This window comes from Acidisoma cellulosilyticum, assembly GCF_020621385.1.
GTDB classification, from domain to species: domain Bacteria; phylum Pseudomonadota; class Alphaproteobacteria; order Acetobacterales; family Acetobacteraceae; genus Acidisoma; species Acidisoma cellulosilyticum.
Genome location: NZ_JAESVA010000013.1, coordinates 1 through 18,729, shown reverse-complemented (window position 1 = coordinate 18,729; position 18,729 = coordinate 1). Strand labels below are relative to the sequence as shown.

14 protein-coding genes and 1 tRNA gene are annotated in these 18,729 nt (G+C 61.8%); 6 read left to right on the top strand and 9 right to left on the bottom strand.

Annotation, left to right across the window (positions count from 1 at the left end; genetic code table 11):
- Nucleotides 1–228: 228 nt before the first annotated feature.
- The 3 genes from ACELLULO517_RS24240 to ACELLULO517_RS24230 all read right to left on the bottom strand — a co-directional run bounded on the left by ACELLULO517_RS24240 (nt 229) and on the right by ACELLULO517_RS24230 (nt 7,322).
- Entirely contained in the window at nt 229–1,890 is a 1,662-nt protein-coding gene (locus ACELLULO517_RS24240) for an AMP-binding protein (RefSeq protein WP_227310027.1), read from the bottom strand.
- Between the two features lie 69 nt (nt 1,891–1,959).
- On the bottom strand, nt 1,960–3,132 hold the full coding sequence (locus tag ACELLULO517_RS24235; protein WP_227310026.1) for a DegT/DnrJ/EryC1/StrS family aminotransferase: 1,173 nt from the start codon (nt 3,130–3,132) through the stop codon (nt 1,960–1,962).
- A gap of 8 nt (nt 3,133–3,140) precedes the next feature.
- On the bottom strand, nt 3,141–7,322 hold the full coding sequence (locus ACELLULO517_RS24230; RefSeq protein ID WP_227310025.1) for a glycosyltransferase: 4,182 nt from the start codon (nt 7,320–7,322) through the stop codon (nt 3,141–3,143).
- 194 nt (nt 7,323–7,516) lie between these two features.
- On the opposite strand from ACELLULO517_RS24230, the gene ACELLULO517_RS24225 reads away from it, so the two are divergent.
- The gene (locus ACELLULO517_RS24225) at nt 7,517–9,232 is read left to right on the top strand and encodes an AMP-binding protein (protein WP_227310024.1); all 1,716 of its coding nucleotides are present in this window, start codon (nt 7,517–7,519) and stop codon (nt 9,230–9,232) included.
- Between the two features lie 167 nt (nt 9,233–9,399).
- On the opposite strand, the gene ACELLULO517_RS24220 is transcribed toward ACELLULO517_RS24225, so the two are convergent.
- The 4 genes from ACELLULO517_RS24220 to ACELLULO517_RS24205 are packed head-to-tail and all read right to left on the bottom strand — an operon-like array spanning nt 9,400 to nt 13,716.
- On the bottom strand, nt 9,400–10,776 hold the full coding sequence (locus ACELLULO517_RS24220) for a hypothetical protein (RefSeq protein WP_227310023.1): 1,377 nt from the start codon (nt 10,774–10,776) through the stop codon (nt 9,400–9,402).
- Nucleotides 10,773–11,468: a PglD-related sugar-binding protein gene (locus ACELLULO517_RS24215; RefSeq protein ID WP_227310022.1), complete on the bottom strand. Its 696-nt coding sequence runs from the start codon at nt 11,466–11,468 to the stop codon at nt 10,773–10,775. Before ACELLULO517_RS24215 ends, ACELLULO517_RS24220 begins: the two co-directional genes overlap by 4 nt.
- On the bottom strand, nt 11,465–12,286 hold the full coding sequence (locus ACELLULO517_RS24210) for a hypothetical protein (protein WP_227310021.1): 822 nt from the start codon (nt 12,284–12,286) through the stop codon (nt 11,465–11,467). Before ACELLULO517_RS24210 ends, ACELLULO517_RS24215 begins: the two co-directional genes overlap by 4 nt.
- Before the next feature lie 11 nt (nt 12,287–12,297).
- Nucleotides 12,298–13,716, bottom strand: coding sequence for a class I SAM-dependent methyltransferase (locus tag ACELLULO517_RS24205; protein ID WP_227310020.1), 1,419 nt, complete (start codon nt 13,714–13,716; stop codon nt 12,298–12,300).
- Nucleotides 13,717–13,967: 251 nt separating this feature from the next.
- Here ACELLULO517_RS24205 and ACELLULO517_RS24200 point away from each other — a divergent pair, with 251 nt between their 5' ends.
- The 5 genes from ACELLULO517_RS24200 (at nt 13,968) to ACELLULO517_RS24180 (ending at nt 17,576) form a co-directional block, all read left to right on the top strand.
- Nucleotides 13,968–14,552 carry an aspartyl/asparaginyl beta-hydroxylase domain-containing protein gene (locus tag ACELLULO517_RS24200; RefSeq protein WP_227310019.1) on the top strand — a complete coding sequence of 195 codons (585 nt, stop codon included), beginning with the start codon at nt 13,968–13,970 and terminating at the stop codon, nt 14,550–14,552.
- 27 nt (nt 14,553–14,579) lie between these two features.
- Nucleotides 14,580–15,584 carry a glycosyltransferase family 2 protein gene (locus tag ACELLULO517_RS24195; RefSeq protein ID WP_227310018.1) on the top strand — a complete coding sequence of 335 codons (1,005 nt, stop codon included), beginning with the start codon at nt 14,580–14,582 and terminating at the stop codon, nt 15,582–15,584.
- A gap of 49 nt (nt 15,585–15,633) precedes the next feature.
- Nucleotides 15,634–16,800: a hypothetical protein gene (locus ACELLULO517_RS24190; RefSeq protein ID WP_227310017.1), complete on the top strand. Its 1,167-nt coding sequence runs from the start codon at nt 15,634–15,636 to the stop codon at nt 16,798–16,800.
- 11 nt (nt 16,801–16,811) lie between these two features.
- Nucleotides 16,812–17,039, top strand: a complete 228-nt coding sequence (locus ACELLULO517_RS24185; protein WP_227310016.1) for an acyl carrier protein — start codon at nt 16,812–16,814, stop codon at nt 17,037–17,039.
- A 327-nt stretch (nt 17,040–17,366) separates the two neighbouring features.
- Nucleotides 17,367–17,576: a cold-shock protein gene (locus ACELLULO517_RS24180; RefSeq protein WP_227310015.1), complete on the top strand. Its 210-nt coding sequence runs from the start codon at nt 17,367–17,369 to the stop codon at nt 17,574–17,576.
- 462 nt (nt 17,577–18,038) lie between these two features.
- Here the strand turns inward: ACELLULO517_RS24180 and ACELLULO517_RS24175 are convergent, their stop codons facing one another.
- Complete coding sequence (locus tag ACELLULO517_RS24175) at nt 18,039–18,521, bottom strand: nucleoside deaminase (RefSeq protein WP_227310014.1); 483 nt, start codon at nt 18,519–18,521, stop codon at nt 18,039–18,041.
- A 113-nt stretch (nt 18,522–18,634) separates the two neighbouring features.
- Nucleotides 18,635–18,711: transfer RNA gene (locus ACELLULO517_RS24170), tRNA-Met, on the bottom strand.
- Nucleotides 18,712–18,729: the final 18 nt, after the last annotated feature.

Below are 18,729 nucleotides of genomic sequence, written 5' to 3'. Positions count from 1 at the left end.
GCGGGAGCGGGAGCGGCGTGGTAAGAGTGCATCAGGTTTAGTAGATAATTCGTCATCCGCGCACTCGTTGCGCGGACCTACCCGCCCCGGCGCCCAGACGACCGCTTGCCTACACGCGAGGGTAGACCCGCGGAACAAGTCCGCGGGCGACGGATTAGGGACGTTTCCAACTAAGGCTGACAGACCCCAAGCCCTCGCCCCTGGCCAAGTTGCATTGTCGTGCGAAACTCAAGACGGCAGTCGCACACTGGCCCGCGCAAGGTCCCGCAGCAGCCGCTTCTGGATCTTGCCGGTCGAGGTGCGCGGCAGCGTCGTGAAGATCACCTGTCTTGGACATTTGAAGCTGGCAAGCCCAGCACGGCAAATGGCCATGATCTCCTCGGCGATGGCCGGTCCAGCCTCGGACGCCAGTTCCACATAAGCGGTTGGCGTTTCGCCCCATTTCTCATCCGGCATGGCGACCACGGCGACACCGACGACGGCAGGATGGCGGTAGATAACGTCTTCAATCTCGATCGAGGAAATATTCTCGCCGCCCGAAATGATGATGTCCTTCGCGCGATCCTTGATTTGTATATAGCCGTCGGGATGAGCGACGGCTAGGTCGCCGGAGCGGAACCACCCGCCTTCGAAAGCCTTTTCCGTTGCCGGGTCATCGTTCAGATAGCCCTTCATGACCACGTTTCCACGAAAAAATATCTCGCCCATGGTCGCACCGTCCTTGGGAACGGCGTCCCCGCTCAAGGGATCGGCGACCATGACGTCTTCCAGAACGACATAGTTCAATCCCTGGCGCGCGCGCTTGCTGGCTTGCTCCTGCGGGTCCAGCACGTCCCATTCCTCGCGCCAGGCGCAAAGCACCGAGGGTCCATAGGTTTCGGTAAGGCCATAGGCATGCGTCACGTCAAACCCGTAAGCCTGCATCTGCAGCAGAACCGTTGCCGGCGGCGGCGCGCCGGCCGTCATGATCTTGCAGCTCCGCGAGAAGCCGCGACGCTCCTGCTCCGTCGCATCCAGCATGATCCGCAGGACGATCGGTGCGCCGCACAGGTGATCGACGCCATGTTCGACAAGAGCCGCGTAGATCGCGTCGGCGCTGACTTTGCGAAGACAAATATTGGTGCCGGCCTTAGCCGCCACACTCCAAGGGAAACACCAGCCGTTGCAATGGAACATGGGCAAGGTCCAAAGATAGATAGGACGCTCGCCCATGTTCCAATCGATGATATTGCCGATGGCGTTGAGATAGGCACCGCGATGGTGATAGACGACGCCCTTGGGCCGACCGGTCGTGCCGGACGTATAGTTCAAGGTGATCGCGTCCCACTCATCATCCGGCCCGGACGCGACAAAATCGGGGTCGCCTTCCGCCAGCAGCGCTTCATAGTCGATCGCGCCCAGCGGTTCTCCGCCGACTGCCGGATCGATGATGTCGACGACCAGGATTTCTGCGGCGATCTTTCCGAGCACCGCCGCCATGGTCGGTGAGAATTCACGGTCACAGAGAACGACCTTCGCTCCGCTATGCGCCAGGATATAGGCGATAGTATCCGCATCCAGCCGGATGTTCAGGGCGCATAGCACGGCGCCGGACATCGGGACGCCGAAATGCGCTTCATAAAGCTCGGGCGTATTCGCAGCCATGATCGCCACGCTGTCGCCAGTGCGGACGCCATGTTTCGACAAAGCGGATGCCAGTCGTCGCGCCCGCCGGTCGGTTTCAGCCCAAGTCGTCCTGCGTCCGTTATAGACGGTGGCAAGCCGGTCTGGATAAGCCTTCGCGGCACGACGCAGAAAGGAAATGGGAGACAGCGCAACGTGGTTGGCCGACCGACGCGCGAGTGCGTCACAGGGCTCCCCGCCTGATGCAGCCTTCTCGTCCTTCGCCATCAACGCCCGGTCCCTTCCAAGGATCTTTTGTGCATAGACAGACCAGCGGCTTTCGCGACGGCAGACGACCTACCCAAAACGGCTCATCCGCGAACGAGGACTGGGCCCGGCCGAGGCTGCATCGGCCGCCAGAACTTGCAGGACGCGGTCAATCTGGCTCGCCCCCATGCCGGGATAGACCGGTAGGCCGATGATCCGATCGCCCAGGGATTCCGTGTTCGGAAGCGATCCATCGCAATCGGCCGCAAAGAATGGTTCGCGGTGGAGACCAAGACCGTACCACCGTCGCACAGTTACCCCGGCCGCCGCAAACGATGCTATCAGCCGCTCCGCCGCTTCCAGTGAGGAAGCCTCCACCAAGGCGTAGTTCGATCCTATCTCGGGCCAACTGACAAGGCAGGCGGCATCCAGGCCGGCACGCACCGCCGCTGCCTTATAGGCGTCATGCAGACGGGTCCGTTCCGCCGCCGTTCGATCTGCGGCATCCAGGCCAGCCAAACCGATCGCTGCATGGTATTCCGATAATCTGCCGTTCAGTCCAGGGCCGTTGACCCAGCGGTGTTCTTCCCCTGTCAAGCCGAAACCCAACGCCGCGACGGCACGCTGCATCCCTGCCCCATCCCGCCACAGGATCGCCCCACCTTCGGCCGTGGTAAAAGCCTTGGTCGCATGAAGGCTGAGCGTGACAGGAACCTCCGCCGTGATGCAGCATGGTTGACGCGCGATGGCTTCGAAGGATGCCGCCGCGTCGATCACGACGGGTATTTGGGTTCTGTTTTGGAATTGAACCCAACCCGCATAGTCGAAAGCGGCGCCATAGGGTGCAACGGGGATCACCACCCCGACGCGGTCCAGGTCAGGCCGATCGAGCATTGCCACCGGATCCATCGCCCAGGTGGCAGCCGATACATCGACGAATTTGACCTGATACCCGCAAGCCTCGGCGGCATGCGCGGTCGCGACGAAGGTATAGCCCGGCAGCAGGGCCTGCATGCGCCCTGGCCGCGCCCGCCCCGCCGCCGCCAAAATCGCCGCCTGCAGCGCTGTCGTGCCGTTTGCCGCCAGCGTCACGGATCCGACGGGCAGACCCAGGGCGCCGGCCATCCGCGCCTCCAGCAGCGCCACCAGCGGGCCACGGTTCGTGTATTGGGCATTGGCGTCGATCTGTCGCAGATAGGGCAGCAGAACCTCCGCCCGCGGTAGCTGAGCCACATAGATCGGGATCGGCTCGACCGCGACCATGGCGGGGCTCAATCCAGTCCGGCTTGTTCGACTGGCGGCAGCTTGCGCCCGACCCATTGCGGCACCACGTCGCACATCGCGTTGTCACGCGGCAGGCCGAGATTGTAGTAGGGATCGCGCGCGATGATGCCGTACCACCGCCGCAGGAACCGGGCGCGATCCAGCGCGTCGGTCGCAAAGCGCCGGGCCGAGCGGGATTCGAAGTGACGCAATGTCGCAAAGGGCGTGTAGACGTTGCGCAAGCCTGATTGGGTGAGTTTAAGGCAGAAGTCGACATCGTTGAAGTCGACGGGAAAGATCGTGTCGAACCCGCCGACCCGGGAGAAGGCGGACCTTCTGAAGGCCATCATCGCCCCAGTAACTGCCGAATAGTTGCGCATCACCCGATTGAACGAGTTATAGCCGACAAAGGTCAGGTTCTCCCCCTCGAATACATGCGCGGCGGCACCGTGAACCCCCAGAATGATACCGCAATGCTGCAGCCGATCGTCCCCATACAGCAAACGCCCGCCGACGACCCCGATACCGGAAAATTCGAGCGGTTCGAGCAAGGCGGTGAGCCAGGTATCGTCGATCGCGAGCATGTCGTCGTTCAGCAGCACGACGCGGTCCGTTTCGCTGCTCGTAACGGCGAAATTCGCCATCTCCGAGAAGTTGAAGCTGGCAGAGTTGCGCGCGAAAGGCACCACGCTGATCCGCGCATCGAGGTCGGCCAGGGGCAATGCGAAAGCGAGTTTCGGCGCGTCCACGATGATGCGGATCCGGAACGCGATCGACGGCGCATGGGCAAGGATGGAACGGACGAATTGCTCCACGAAGGTGGCCGGCCCTGCGCCGTCGGCGCTGGCACGGCCAAGGGCCGTGCATCCGGTGAGGATGTTGATATCCACCGAGGTCGCCGGCAGAGCGGGACGGACGCGATAGGTGCCCGGCGCCAAGCCGTGCGTGACGGTCGCCTTCATCCCGACCGCCCGCACATAGGCAGCGACCGCCTTACGGCCGTTTTCGATGGCAGGGTTCTTGGCACTCGTGCTGCCGGCCATGGACGCCGGCGCCATCCGCCAGTGATACAGCACCTGGTCGACATGGCGCACCTGATAGCCTGCGGCCACGACGCGCAGGACAAAATCATGATCCTGCGCGCCGTCGAACTCACTGCGATAGCCGCCAAGCGCGAGAAAGGTCGATTTACGAATGCACAAGCAGTGCAGAACGTACATACAGCTCAAAAGATGTTCCGGGGACCAGTCCGGCTTGAGGTAACTGTCGCATAGCTCCCCCGTCATCGAGAGCTTGTCCTCGTCACAGTATAGGACGCCCTCGAACGTCGCCTGGTCCAGCCGCGCGCCGTAGGTCTGCAGCAAATTCGGCTCGACCCGATCGTCGTGATCGACGAGGACAAGGTAGCGGCCTTGCGCGATCGCCACCGCCGCATTGGTGGCGACAGAAATGCCGCCGTTCCGTCGCCCTATCTGCAGCTTGATCCGGCTGTCTCTTCGCCGCAACGAGCGCAGCTTCGCCAAAGTATCCGCGCGGTCGGAGCCGTCATCGGCGATACACCATTCCCATGACGGATCGGTCTGCTGCAGCAAATCGTCAAAGATCTCCTCCAGCCAATGCGGCTCCGTGTTGTAGGTCGGCGTGATGATCGAAAAGGTCGGGCGGAACGCACCGGCCATGATCTCGGTGATGCGCTCGACACCCGGCGTATCCAAACTGCGCCGGGCGTCCTTCGCGACGCTCCGCAATACGTAAGTCTCGCGGATGGGTTTGTTCGCCAGGTGGCGGAAGGCTTCGAGCGGGTTTGGTCCGCTCTCCGCGCCCAAGGCGCAGTATTGCGTCAAAGCCTGAACCAATTTCGCGCCCACGTTTGCCGGTGAAAGCTCTGCCTTCAGACGGTTGCGCAAGGCAAAGAATTTGCGGCTTGTGCGGTTTGTGGCGAAGAATTTGAGGAAGGACGCTTCCAGCAGGTCTAAATTCGGTTCGGCCCAGATCGCTTCCGCGCGATAAGGTCCCAAATCCTTGCCTATTTCGCGGAGCGACACTGGTATAAGCGGCGGATCGTTCATCGCCAGAAGGTCGAGGATGCCGCCGAAGGCGGAGCACAATACCGGCACGCCCAGTAGAATGCTCTCGATGATATTGAACCCGAAACCCTCGCTTCGGTGAGGCGATATATACAGATCGGCCATTGTCTTGAGGGCGCATAGTTCATCGAATGCTATAAGCGCCTTGATTTCGAAGATGCCCTGGCCGGATCCGTCATTCGTCGCCTCAAACCGATCCGTCGAATGCGACTTCAGCACGAAGAGGAACTCCCCCGGTCGGGCCGCTTCCACACGCGCAGCCAAGGTGCGGAACACGTCGACGCCCTTGCGCGCCGTATAGGACGACGCATCCATAATGAAGAGCACGATACGTTTTCCGGCGGACTTTGCCGCCGCGACCTGCGCAAGCGCCGGATGCCGCGTCGGCTTGCGGCTTGCCGCGACGAGCGCGTCTTCGTCCACGACGTAAGGGATCACCGCCAAGGGCAGATCGGTCGACAGGGCGAAGCTGTCGCGGCAGAATTGCGACGGCAAAATGACAAGGTCGAAGCCGGACAGTATCGATCGCCATTCCGGGGGCGGGGCAGGCAATTCCCAGACCCATACGCCCGCGTTTGCCCGGCCCTGAAACACCTCGACACCGTAGCGAAGAGCGAAGAGCGCGACCTGGTCGGCGTTGATGCAAAGCAGGTTGATCGAATAGGGCAATTCGTCCGAACTGAAGATCGGGGCGGGACGCTCGCCGTCAATCAGCCAACTCGTATCGTATTCCGCGATGGGGATGCCAGCCGCCCGCAGGGCGGTCGCGAAGCCGCGCGCGGACGCGCCGAGACCATTGGCCGATGCGATCGGGCCGAAATAGTTCACGCCGCTCTTCCAATGCAGCACATTTTCAAATGTGACGGCGCGCTTGCCGAACATATTGCTGCCCGGCGACGGGCGATGCTCTTGTGCGCCGTGCTCGCGCCAATGCCGGGCCACTTCGTCGGCCGGCGCGGCCTTCAGAGCAATCGCGACATCGACATTGGCTGCCAGATACTCGGGCACCGCGACTGTGCCGTCGATCGCCGGCTGTGCCACGAACGGCCACAAGGCCTCGCAGATTTGCGATGGGGCGCCGGCCCATGGTTGAGCCGAGAGCAACTGGACGATCGCGGAGGCGTCCTTCAGCGTGATGGAGCCTCGGCCCAATTGACATTCCGGCGACCCCAGCCCGGCGAAATACATCCAAAGCTCGGGATCGTCCCTGTCTGGTAATAGACGCAGCATCCAGGGACTGGGCAGGCGCCCTTCGCGCGCACCGACGACCAGGTAATGCTCCAACGCGGACTTGACGATGGACCGGCGCACCAAGTCGTGCACATCGGGGTAGATACCAAGATAAAATCCTTCGTCCAGCCACCAGACGACCGAGCCATTGGCCGAGCGCCCCGAGAATAGAAACTCAAACTCGGACTGGCCGGTACCGGGGTAGCATCGCTCCGTCGTGCCCGGCAGGTTCAGCCGGCCGTCCCCTTGCCCGTGGGAGCCGAAATGCATCAGCGCTGACCGGAACTGCGCCCGCCCCACCGCGGCTGCCACATCCGGGTAGCGCAGCCGGTAACTTTCCTCGTTGAACACGCCGTTGGGCGAGAGAGCCGCATAGGAACAACGCTCAGCGTAGAAAGCGAAGGTCTCGTAATCCGTCATGTCAAGAAGTGCGGGCTCGCTGCGGCCATACAGCTTACGAAATGCCCAAGCACTGAACCAGGCATTGGGGACGAAACGCTCGCAGTCCGGCAGCGCCGCGAATACCCTCAGAACCTCGCCCGGCGCCACTTTGCCATGACCGTATTTGCTCAGGCACAAGTGCAGATAGGAAACGTCGAACAGGATCGACGGCGTGCGGCCCTCCTGCAAGCCATGTGCGATGAAATGCTCGATCAGATCGATACCGGGCGAATCCGGCCCGGCAAACATTCGGACGATGTGCCGGCCTTCCGCGGTCAGATCCCGCTTGATCCCTTGGTCCAGGTCCGGATAGCGAAACAGATAGTATTCCGGATCAAAAACCTGACGCAGAAAATCCAGGAACTCTAACTGTCCAGGCTCATCTTCGAAGGTTACGGCATCGTTCTGCCCGGACGTCGTATCGAGATCCATTGTATCCAGCTCATTTCCATGGCAGGTTACGCGGTGTTGCAGTCCAGCGAACTAGGAAAAACTGATAAAGCTGTAAACATTCCTAAAGCAATGGGTAATTTTGCGATTTAACGCTTTGTGTCTTGAGTGAGATTGCATGCAGGTGCCGATTTGAACTTGGTGAACATCTGCGTCAAAGGGATCGGGGCGCTCCGTTGGCTTTAGCCGCCGAGCCATCAGTGCTGGCCGAGCGCGCGCCCGCGGACCTTTTGTGCAACGCACCGAATATTGCGGCCGTCCTGGCCATGCGTGCCGCTTCAGCGCCTGACAAGCCGGCTGTCATTCTCGAATTGCAAGATTTACCGGCCCAGGTTCTCACCTACGGAACGTTGTGTGAGCAATCACAATGCTTCGCCGCCGGGTATCGCGATCTGGGGCTGCCGCGCGGATCGATCGTGATCATCATGCTTGGCTCCCATATATCGTTGCCGGCATCGTTCTTCGGGGCGATCATGGCAGGGATGGTGCCGACACTGTTTCCGCCAGCGTCGCAGAAGATAAACCCTGCCCTGTTCTGGCAGGCTCAGGCGGCGACGTTCGAACGGATCGGTGCGAGCCTGATTGTCACGAGTGCCGCCGACGCGGCCGATCTGGCCCGGCTCGTTCCCGGCTTGGCGACGCCCGTGCTTGATATCGCAGCGGTCCCTGCCGCATCGCCGGATCCGGTCGTCGATCCGGCGACGCCGGATGAGATCGCCTGTCTGCAACACAGCTCAGGCACGACGGGCGCGAAAAAGGGCGTCATCCTGACCCATGGCATGTTGATGCGGTCGGTCGCCAGCCTGGCCGCCGCCCTTCGGATGACGGAAGACGACATCATCGTCTCCTGGTTGCCGCTCTATCACGACATGGGTCTGATAAACTGTCTGTTCCTGCCCATTCTGCTCGGGCTGACGACGGTCCATCTCAATCCCTTCGAATGGGTCGCCTCTCCTCCCCTATTGCTCGAAGCCATCGGGCGGCATCGCGCCACGCTCTGCTGGATGCCGAACTTCGCGTTTCATCACCTTATCCGGACCACCCCTCGTCAGGCACGGTACGATCTGTCGTCCCTGCGCGCGCTGATCGACGCGGCGGAACCCTGCAAGCCGGAAACCCTCGCGCGGTTCGCCGAACGGTATGGGGAGCATGGTCTGCGCCCGCTGGCGCTTCAAGTCGGTTACGGCATGGCGGAAAACGTGTGCATCGCTACCCAGACCGACCTGGACGCGGTCCCGAGGACCGTCACCGCCGGCATGAACGGCTATACATTGGACGGCGTGATCCGACCGCCGGCGCAGGACGAGGCGACCGTTCAGTTCCTGTCTTGCGGCAAAGCCATCCCCGGAACCCACCTGCGGATCCTGGACGCGGGGCTCGCCCCCTTGCCGGACGGTCGGGTCGGACAGATCGCGGTGACAAGCGATTACCTGTTCAGCGGATATTTCAAACAGAACCTGAAACCTGGCACGCTGGTCGACGGCTGGTACATGTCAGGCGACCTCGGCTTCATGCTGGACGGCGAGCTTTATGTCGCAGGACGCTCGGACGACCTGCTGATCGTCAATGGCCGCAATCTCTATGCCCATGACGTTGAGTTTGCGATTAACAACGCAACCACCGTCAAACCTGGGCGCTGCGTCGCCGTCGGTCCGTTCAGCGCACGTCTCGGCAGCCAGACGCTTGTCGTGATCGCGGAAACAACGGACGAGGACGTCGTGAACCGTAAGGCGCTTGCCAGCAATATTCGGGATTTGATCTATTCCATCTTCGGCGTGGTAACGCATGACGTCAGCGTCAGGTCACCGGGCTGGCTGATCAAGACGACGAGCGGCAAGATCAGCCGCGAAGCCAATCTTCGGCTTTATCTTGAAGAACGGCCGATCGCCTGAACGTCATCCAGGCCTGCGTCATGCCATTTTTATCGAAGCGCATCGCTCATGCTTTTGTTCATCGACCTGCCGCCGCACCGCTGACCGCTCGATCACAGGCGATCATCGGCTGCCTGAATTCGAGCCTGGTCCGCAACCGCTGAGCCGCGTCGGCCGGAACGCGACGCCTACCGCGGCGCGACGGTCCAATCGGCCCAGAACGTCGGGGCGCCGAGAATATGGAGATCGATCGGCAATTCAAGCCAAGTGAGTACGCCGCCGACCGAGGGGGGCGCACCGGCCGGCGCAGCCAGATTGCCGTCGGGGTCGGTCATGTAGAAATGCTGCGCCCGCAATTGAACCTGTCCCGCCGCCGTCGCCTCTCGGCCAAGCAGGCCCAAGGCAAAGCCCGACACGCCGTTATAGGGCGTCTGGAACAGCGTCAGGCCAGCAATGCCACGCGGGCCAGACACGCTGAGATCCCGCGTATATTGCAGGCATAGGTCGGACCGGAAAGGATGCGCGGATTTCAAGCAGCTATAGATAACAGCCCAACGATCCATGCCCCTTGCCTTGGCAACACGGACGATGACTTCCGGCGGAACATCCGTGACGATGCTGGGCGCTGACCACTGGCCGTCGCTGCCGATATCCTTGGTCGTGCGCAGGTAGAGATGATTGCGGGTCCGATCGTCCGGATCCTGATCGGTGTAAAAATAATAGTAGAGGCCATGCACACGGACGACGGAGCCGAACAGCCCCGCCGTTATGACCGCGCCCGGCGGCCGCGTGGGATTGTTGGACCCTGCCGGCTCAGGCTCGGCCGCCTGGTTGCTCTGCAACGGATGCCCTGCCTCGTCCGTGACGATAGCGGGCTGCGCCTGCTCGCCAGCAAAGGGAACCCAAACCGAATGATGGCCGGCATCGCGCTGAAGGACGTCGAATGCAATGAAGTCCTTCGTTCGAGCTTCCAGCAGAACGTTGCGGAAGGCTTTGCCTCGCCCCTTGTCCGAGGTCACGCCCAGGAAGAAGACGTAGAATATCCTCTCGCCTGCCTGTGACAGACCGCTGGTCACCATCGGATTGGCCCCACCGCTGAGCCCGGTCGCCGGGAATGCCGGGCCTTGATAGGCGTAGAACAGCGGCGATTGCCGATTGGTCAGCGTGCCCCAGATCCGGAAGGCGAGCTTGGACGGCAGGCGCAGCGCGGCGCTGGGGTCGCCCTTTGTCTCCTGAATGCCCGTCTTGATCGAATCGCCGGGCCGCGGCTGCCCCGTCTGCGCCAGGTAACGCTGGAAATCCTCTGCCTCGCTATGCAGGACGACGGCATAGCGGTGATCGTCCAGCTTCATGATCTGCGTATTGTATTCGATCTGAAGCGGCGACGGCTGCCCGTAGATCCCTTCGGCGCTGTCTGCGTGGCAGACCGTCAGATCGCCGCCGCCGGTGCGGAAACATGTCTGCGGCGGGTCAGGCTGCGCTGCACCGGCCGAGACCGTCATCAGCAGGCTGACCAGCGCGACCGCTGCGACAATGCCGGCCCGCATCAAACTGTCGAGTGTCAAACGGGCGGGCGCCTTCGCGCCGCCAACTCCCGGATCGGCCTCGCGGGATTGCCCATCATTTTGGCGCCCGGCGGGACCGATTTCGTGATGACAGCCCCTGCCGCGATCACGGCGCCCCGGCCGATACGCAACGGGCTGCCGGGCCGGCCATTCATGACGACAGCGCCTGCGCCCAGAAACACCTCGTCCTCCAACACGACATATCCCGCGATGCTGGTCGAGGAACAAAGGGTGCAGTAGTCGCCGATCACCACGTCATGGCCGACCACGGACATCGGCATCTGAAGCACGTTAAGGCCAAAGGCGGTGAAGGGGCCGATATAGGCCGGCTGACCGATGATCGTTCCATCGGCGACCTGAATATGCGGCGATACCGTGCCGCCTTTCGGATAGGCCGTCAGCAATTCTCCGCCCGCGTCGGTGATTTTGTTTGCGAGCTTGCGCCGCGCGCCGCAGTCGCCGATCGCAATGGCGCAAGGATGGTCGCGGTAGCGGTCCTGCCAGACCTGGAAGCCGATGACCTGGACGCCAGCGAGCGTCTTGCCCGCGTCCTCCCCGGCAAAATCGTCGATATGAGCGACGACCCGCCATTTTTGTGGCGTCAACCCGTTTTCGATCATGTCGCGCAGCGCCATGCTGAAACCAGAGGCACCGTAGATCACGACCTCCCTCGGCTGCTCCCTTTGCGTCAATCGGATGGTCTCCTGCCCGACACCGTCAGCAGCGGCATGGCGCTGTGCTCGGCGACGCTGACGGACAAGGACAGGTCACCGAACCCTGCCACCATCAGCATGCGGGCGAGCGCGGCGGCGCTGTGCTGCCACCAGTGGTTCGGCTGTCCGGTGCCGATATTCGGGGCGAAAAGGGCAGCCGGTCCCAGGCCGTTCCCATCCTGCGACAATGTCGCAACGACCGGCTCGGTTATGACGATGCAGCGCTCCGTCACGCGGGCGGCGGCCTGCACGACCAGGAAGGGCATCGGGACCTGAAGCAGGGTGGACGGCAGCACCGACACTTCGAAACGACCCAAGTCGCTCGGCGGATTGTGCAGATCACAATAGACCATCTTGCCAGGGTGGCCTGCGCGGTCTTTGACAAACCACCATCCGCGCCGAATGCGCTCCTGGATATCACGCAAGCCGTCGAGTCCATGAGGGTTGCTGATGGCGGCCAGGGGCGCGGAGAGTTCCTCCCGCCCGACCGGTATGTCTAGCGTCACCAACTCGCCTGCGCGGCTCGCCATATACTGCGTCAGCCAACCAGATCCGCCGCCAAACTCCAGCACGCGTTGACCCGTGATGTCGCAATCGCCCAAATGGGCGGCTTCCGTGCCGCGCAGATCGGTGGCGCCTTGCAGGCTTCGCCCGTCCGCGAGGTTCAGCGTATGAGAAAACAGGCAATCAGCTTCAGCGCCGCGATAGCGATTGGCCAGCGCCTCCTGAAAGGCCAAATCCAACTGGCCGGTGAGATCGCCGCTGCCGCGGTAAAAACTGTCGAGGTCAGCGTGCATTGCCAATCCTTTTACCGCCAGCCGGCGGCGTGGGGCTTACGGAGCAACCAAAGATCCTCGCCCGGCGATCCTACCGGCCATTCGGCCAGTTCGAGGACCTCGGCACCCGTTGCCGGTACCAAGGTGTTCACGACCCATTGAGGTGGGTGGAACGCGACGCAATGCTCCGTGCCCGCTTGTTCCGCGCCGCCGCAAACAAGCCGGTGGTCGTCGAAGACCGCCTGCAGGTCAGGTGGCAGCAGCGCGCGGCACGAACGGCCGCGGGAGGTGAAATAAACTTGCCCGCCTGGCCGCAGGATGCGGAGGAACTCCTTAAACCAGACGATCTGCAGATGTTCCGGGTAGTGACTCATAACATCGATAGCATGCACCAGGTCAAAGCTCTCAGAGGGGTAGTCTAACCTAGGGTCAAGCGTGTTGAACGCGAAGGTTCCGTAACCGAGGTGTTCCCGGTTCCACATGATGGCCGCCACATCGATATCCGTCCCATGGATGTTGACGCGGGGAAACATGCGCCACCAGCGCAACACCCGGCTCAGCCCGCAACCGAAATCGAGGACGCGGCCCAGTTGTCCGGCGGCGATGCCACTGCGCGCCAGGGCCTGCACCATCTGCTCAAATACATTCCGGCCGACTGTCACGAACACCTCGACATCGGCCGTTCCGATAGCGGCTCGGCGATCGGCGGGCGGCGGCAGCGGCAGGTCCGCGGCGGCTTCGTGGTCTGGCGAATATGCGGGCTGGGGCGAAGCGGGCAGCGGGGCTTCTGCCATCCGAGGCCCCTGCCGTCGCGACGCCGGCGGGCGCCGGACATGCCGGCGTGCGACGATCGTGACGCTGGTCCCGGTTCCGGGAGTCACGGCCGGGGCATGCCGCGTGACGACCTGGCGCTCGAACCCGACCCGGTTCAAAAGACGCTCAAGCAGAGCCGGCGAAAACACCCAGCGCGCGCCATAGGGATCGGCGGTCTCCGGCGCCATGGTCAGACGCGCTTCGACCGAGCCATCCCCCTCACCCGCCTCCGACGGCTCTATGATGACAAGGGTGTCGTCGCTCAATTCGGCCATAAGCGCGAGCAATTCCAGCGGGTCATCGGCACGGGACAATGCGCCGAAGGACAGGGCGACGTCATAGCCATCGCTCAGCCCCGCAACGGAGCGTTCCTTGTCCGTGACGATCTCTGGTTGCAAACCGAGCGCCTGCATGACGTGCTGCCAGCCCGTGCGCACGTCATCCGCTTTGTCGCCGGTCATGGCAGGGCGATCCAGGACGATATACGCGCCACACCGGGCCGCGAGATGGGCGGATAGCCAAGCCGAACCCGGTGCGACTTCGATGACCCGCATGCCCCAGAATTTCTCGCCGCCCAGAACCGCGTCCTCGGCGCCGCGACGGTCCGCGTCCCCTGCGAGCACCTTGCCGTCGAGCAACTCGACCGAATCCAGGAGACGAAACCTTGGCCCAAGCGCCAAGCCGTCTTGTCTCGACCTGACGTCTTCGGACATTTGACTGCTAATCATCCCGTCGAAACACAGACGCCCATTATCTGCCGGTTCGCAAAACGGTTCTCCGCGCCCAGTTCTATTGGACTAGGATCAGTGAAACGCATAAATGAATCATTTGCAACAGAATGACCGACTAACGCGCGACGCACTTCGACAAGAGAAGGTTGAGGCTCGAAATGTTTTTCGATCCGGGAGGATTCTCGTTCTTGCCTGAGCTGACGTCGCGCTGGCGGTTCATCCGGCAAGAGTGGCAGGAATTGCAGGCGCCGATCCTCGACATTCATCGGGTCGGATCGGTGCACCGATTCGCTGAACGCTTATTGCAGAACAATGGCTGGACGCCGTCATGGCAGGCCGGTTCGGATCAGCCGAACCAAGACTGGCTGACTTATGCCCTCTCATACCAGGGCATGCTTCCTGACGGCTTGGCGAGCGTCATGCCGGCCACCGCCCGGCTGCTGTCCCGCCTGCGCGGCGTGGAAGTCTGCGCCTTGTCGCTCATGCGGCCGGGAAGCTTCATCGCACCCCATGACCATCCCGACATTGCCGGCCGACTGTTGACCCTTCATCTCGGTCTGGCCATGGAGCCAGGCAAATGTTACCTCACCGTCGAAGGCGACGCACGGGAGGAGAAACCCGGCGCCGTATTGACGTTCAATGCTGGGCGGGAACATTTTGCGGTTAACATGGGTCGGTGTGATCGCGTCATTCTCTATATGGAATTCGACCCGCGCACGGCCGCCTTCGATGCCCAGGCCTGATCTGATGGCTGAGCCTGGGCGGCCTGCATGCTGAACGCCGACAAGGTCCTCCGCGTCGCGGCGATCATCGGTCATGCCGACGATGCCAGCATGCTTGAGGCCTGCATCGCGCATCACCTCTCGGTCGGTGCCGCAAACGTGTTCGTCTCGGTCAATCGCGGAGAGGCAGAGCTGGACAGTGCAATAGCCGGCGATGACCGCGTTCGCGCGCTGCCGATCCGGGATTTTTCCAGCCAGGACGTCTTTCAATATTTCACGCATGCCATCCGCGAGGTCGAACGCTGGGTCACGCCGGATTTCGTGCTGTTCACGGATTCGGATGAATTCTGGCTGCCGCAATCCGGCGATCTGCGCAGCATCCCAAGCCTGGAAAAGGCAGATCTTGCGATCGTAGAGCGATACAATGCGTTTCCGCAGCGCAATGCCGACAATTCGATTACACCGCCGCATTACCGCAGCCCCTATCGCGCGCCGATGATTCTCGCCCGCGAGCCCCTTGAGGATGCTTACGGCGCGCAAGACTATCGCCTGCCCTGGATCTTCGGCGTGGACGCCCCGAAGATCATCGTTCGGCCCGGCATGGTGCAATCCGTCGGACCCGGTGGGCATAATATCGTCGCCACCGACCCGGGACTGAGATGGGTGACGCCGGCGGAACTGGTGATCCTGCATGCGCCCTTCACCGACGAGGCCAGATTCCGGCGCAAGATCGCCTCCGTACGACAGGTGTTTGCATCCCATGCGCAGCGATTCAATGACCGTCAGGCATGGCACTGGCGCTATTGGCTGTCCTTGAGCGATGCGGAACTCGGGGCGGAATTCCGCCGGCAGGCCATCCCCGCCGCAGCGCTCGGCATACTCACACGGGATGCCATTGTCGGCTCGGCGGAGGAGCTGTATCGCGAGCTCGAAAAACGCGCCGCACCGCTGCGCGGGGATGCGCTGGATGAGTTCCTTGAGCGTGCCATCACAAATTACGATCGCACGCTGACGCGCGACAATCCCATGCTTGTGCAAGGTGGCGGGGCTTGACCGGCAATCGCTTGTCCCTCTTGTTCCTTGTAGCGGTGGAGGGGGCGGCATGCAGGGAGAGCTGAAAGAACTGTTCGCCATCGACCTCGGCGCACCCGAACTGCCGCCGGGCGTATCGACGGACCTGGCCGCTCCGGTCGATGGATGCCGATGGGGGCGCAGCCGTCACAGCAGGCTGAGCCTGCCCTGCCCGCAGCAAGGCATCGATCTGGTTCTGGTACTGACGGTCGATCCGTTTTGCTGTGCGGCGCTGCCGAAACAACTGCTCCGGGTCGCCGTGAACGGCCATACCATTCGCCTCGCACAGTTCGGCGTGCGGTCGGTCATCGTTTGCATCGTTCCGCAAGCGCTCACGGCCGGGCAAGACCAGCTCGACATTCGCTTCGAGCATCCCAACCTGATCAGACCCGACATGGTTTCGGATTCGCGCGACAGCGAATTCCACTCGGTAGGCTTTATCGGACTGGGCGTCGCCACTTGGCGGGAAAGCACTGGCGCGCCGCCAGCGGCGGCGCCACGACCGCCCGCGCCCATGCGCGACCTGCCGGAGGTCGAGGCGCTGTCGGATGAACAGCTCATGCATTATTTCGCCAGCCTGGGGGACAATTGCGAGTTCGGCATGGCGCAGCGTTACGCGAATGCCGAGCCGCTTGATCTTCTGCGTTTCGCCGGTCTACCGCCGCAGAACCTGGCGGCGGGACTGGCCAATGGTTTCGATGATATCGGCAAATTGGATGAGCTTCAGTTCACCGTCTTTGTGTCCGGTGGGAGAAGGGAATATGTGCTTCATCAACGTCGCTATGAATTCCAGTCGCATACCTCCGTCGATGAGGGGCAGATGAGCAGCGTTCGTCTGCTGGGACGGGAACGGAAGAAGCTGGACGTTGCAGCCAGGTTTTTGCGGTCCGATCTGATCGATGCGCAGAGGATTTTTGTCTATAAACGCAATGACGTTACGCGGTCCGACTTCGCGCTGCCCTTGTTTCAAAGACTGCGCGATTGGGGGCCCAATACCTTGCTCCATGTCGTGCAAGGTGAAAACGGCCATGCGCCCGGTGACGTGGAGGTTTTGGCGGACGGCTTCCTGCGCGGCTATATCGACCGGTTCAGCACCTATGATAATGCGGCGGCACCGCCCTCTCCCGCTTGGATCACTCTATGCCGGAACAGCTACAGGATATGGCGGCAGCGGGGATGCTTCCGCCATGCCGATTGAAAGGCCTGCTCGTGGACGACATCTATCAGGTGCTGACGACGATCCTGGAGAGCGAACTCCAGACCGATATCCCGCCTTTGCGTCCCGACACGGTGCTTGATGATCTGCCGGGGTGGGATTCGGTGTCCTTGGCCGGCGTGCTGCTCGCGATCGAAGAGCAGTTCCAGGTCAACGCGGTTCGACGGGATCTCGTCGCAACGACCGGTGCCGATCTGTTCCGGCTCTGCAAGCCGGCCTGATTCCGCCGGAAATGGGGGCGGCCGGGCATTGGCCCGACGGCAGCGCCCCATGATGCCGGGATGCCGTTCGGGTCTCGCGAAAGGATCAGCCTGTCTGCGCGCGGCTAGAGCAGATCACAGTCAGATGGAATCATCTGACTGTGTGAAGATGCTCGCAAAAATAATAATCTAGAGCGGTATCTGTGAGCGTAAGCGAGCGGGAAACGCTCTAGGGACAGGGCAGTTGCGAGGCAATTTGCACATTTGCTGTTCTTCCGCCAAAATCGAGGGAGAACCCGCTTGGTCGAGAGCGGGTTTATTGTTTGAGCGATAAGAAGGAAAGCCGAAATGGCCATTGGCACTGTTAAGTGGTTCAATACGACTAAAGGGTTTGGGTTTATTCAGCCGACCGACGGCACTTCGGATGTCTTTGTACATATTTCGGCAGTGCAGCAGGCCGGGCTTAGCAGCCTGAACGAAGGTCAGCGGGTCAGCTTCGATGCGGTGAAGAACAACCGCAACGGGAAGGTCGCTGCGGAAAACCTGAAGGCAATCTAAACGGCCTGGTCGGCGGGGATGGAGATGTCAGCCTCGCCGACGCTGTCGATCAGGCAAGTGCCGGGTGTCGCTTCTTTGTGAAGCGGGCGCCCGGCCAGCCGCATGGCAATCTGGCCCGGTCGGGTAACCCGAGCATCGGCTGCCCTGGCTGGATGGGACTGATTGTCCTCCGGTCAATATTGCCCCCGGAAATCCTGCTTTAGGATAGGCCATTTAGACGTAAGGTGATCGCTCACCCTACCAAAATGGTTCCGGATGGCGCGCTTCGGCATTTCTTCAAACTCGGTTCAAGTCTTCCGCTCTTAGTGTCTGTCAGGTTTTAATCGATAATTGGTCATCCGCGCACTTGTTGCGCGGACCTACCCCTCGCGGCGCCCAGACGGCCGCTTGCCTGAATCTGATCGGGCGCAATACGAGGCCTTCCTATCCTTGGCCAAGCCTTATCTCATCAGGCGAAGCCGGTTAGTCCCAGGCCCCATCATGCAAGGCGAGCGCTTCATCGCTCAGCAGCGGTCCGATGACCTCAACTTTGCGTTGCCCGGCCGCGAAGACGGTTTCGCAGGGCAGATCGAGGGTCGGGTTTTCAGGATGGTTGCCGGTGCGGGTCAGCAGATCGTGCTCCGTGCAGCCATAGACGACGCGACCGACACCCGCCCAGTAGGCAGCGCCGGCACACATCGCACAGGGTTCGGCGGAGGTGTACATTGTGCAGTTGCCGAGGAAGGCAGGCTCATAGGTTTTGGATGCGCGTGTCATCAGCACGCGTTCGGCATGACCGGTCATATCCCGCTCAGGCATGAACCCATTGCCTTGTTCCATCAGGACAGTGCCATCCGGCCCCACCAGAATGGCGCCGAAGGGATGCTGTCCATCGTTTCTTGCCTGTCGTGCGACGGCGAAGGCGAGACGCAGATAATGTTCGTGGTCGGGATTATCTGTCGTCATTGCCGCGCGCCCCTTTGGTTTGTCCGAGACTAAGGAAGGTCAGGCTTAAACGGCAATATCGCCTTTCAGAGGCAACCTCTGAGGCGATGCATTTTCGGATATGAATATAGTTATGGTTGCGGGGACAGGATTTGAACCTGTGACCTTCAGGTTATGAGCCTGACGAGCTACCGGGCTGCTCCACCCCGCGGGGGTGAGTTTTAAACGG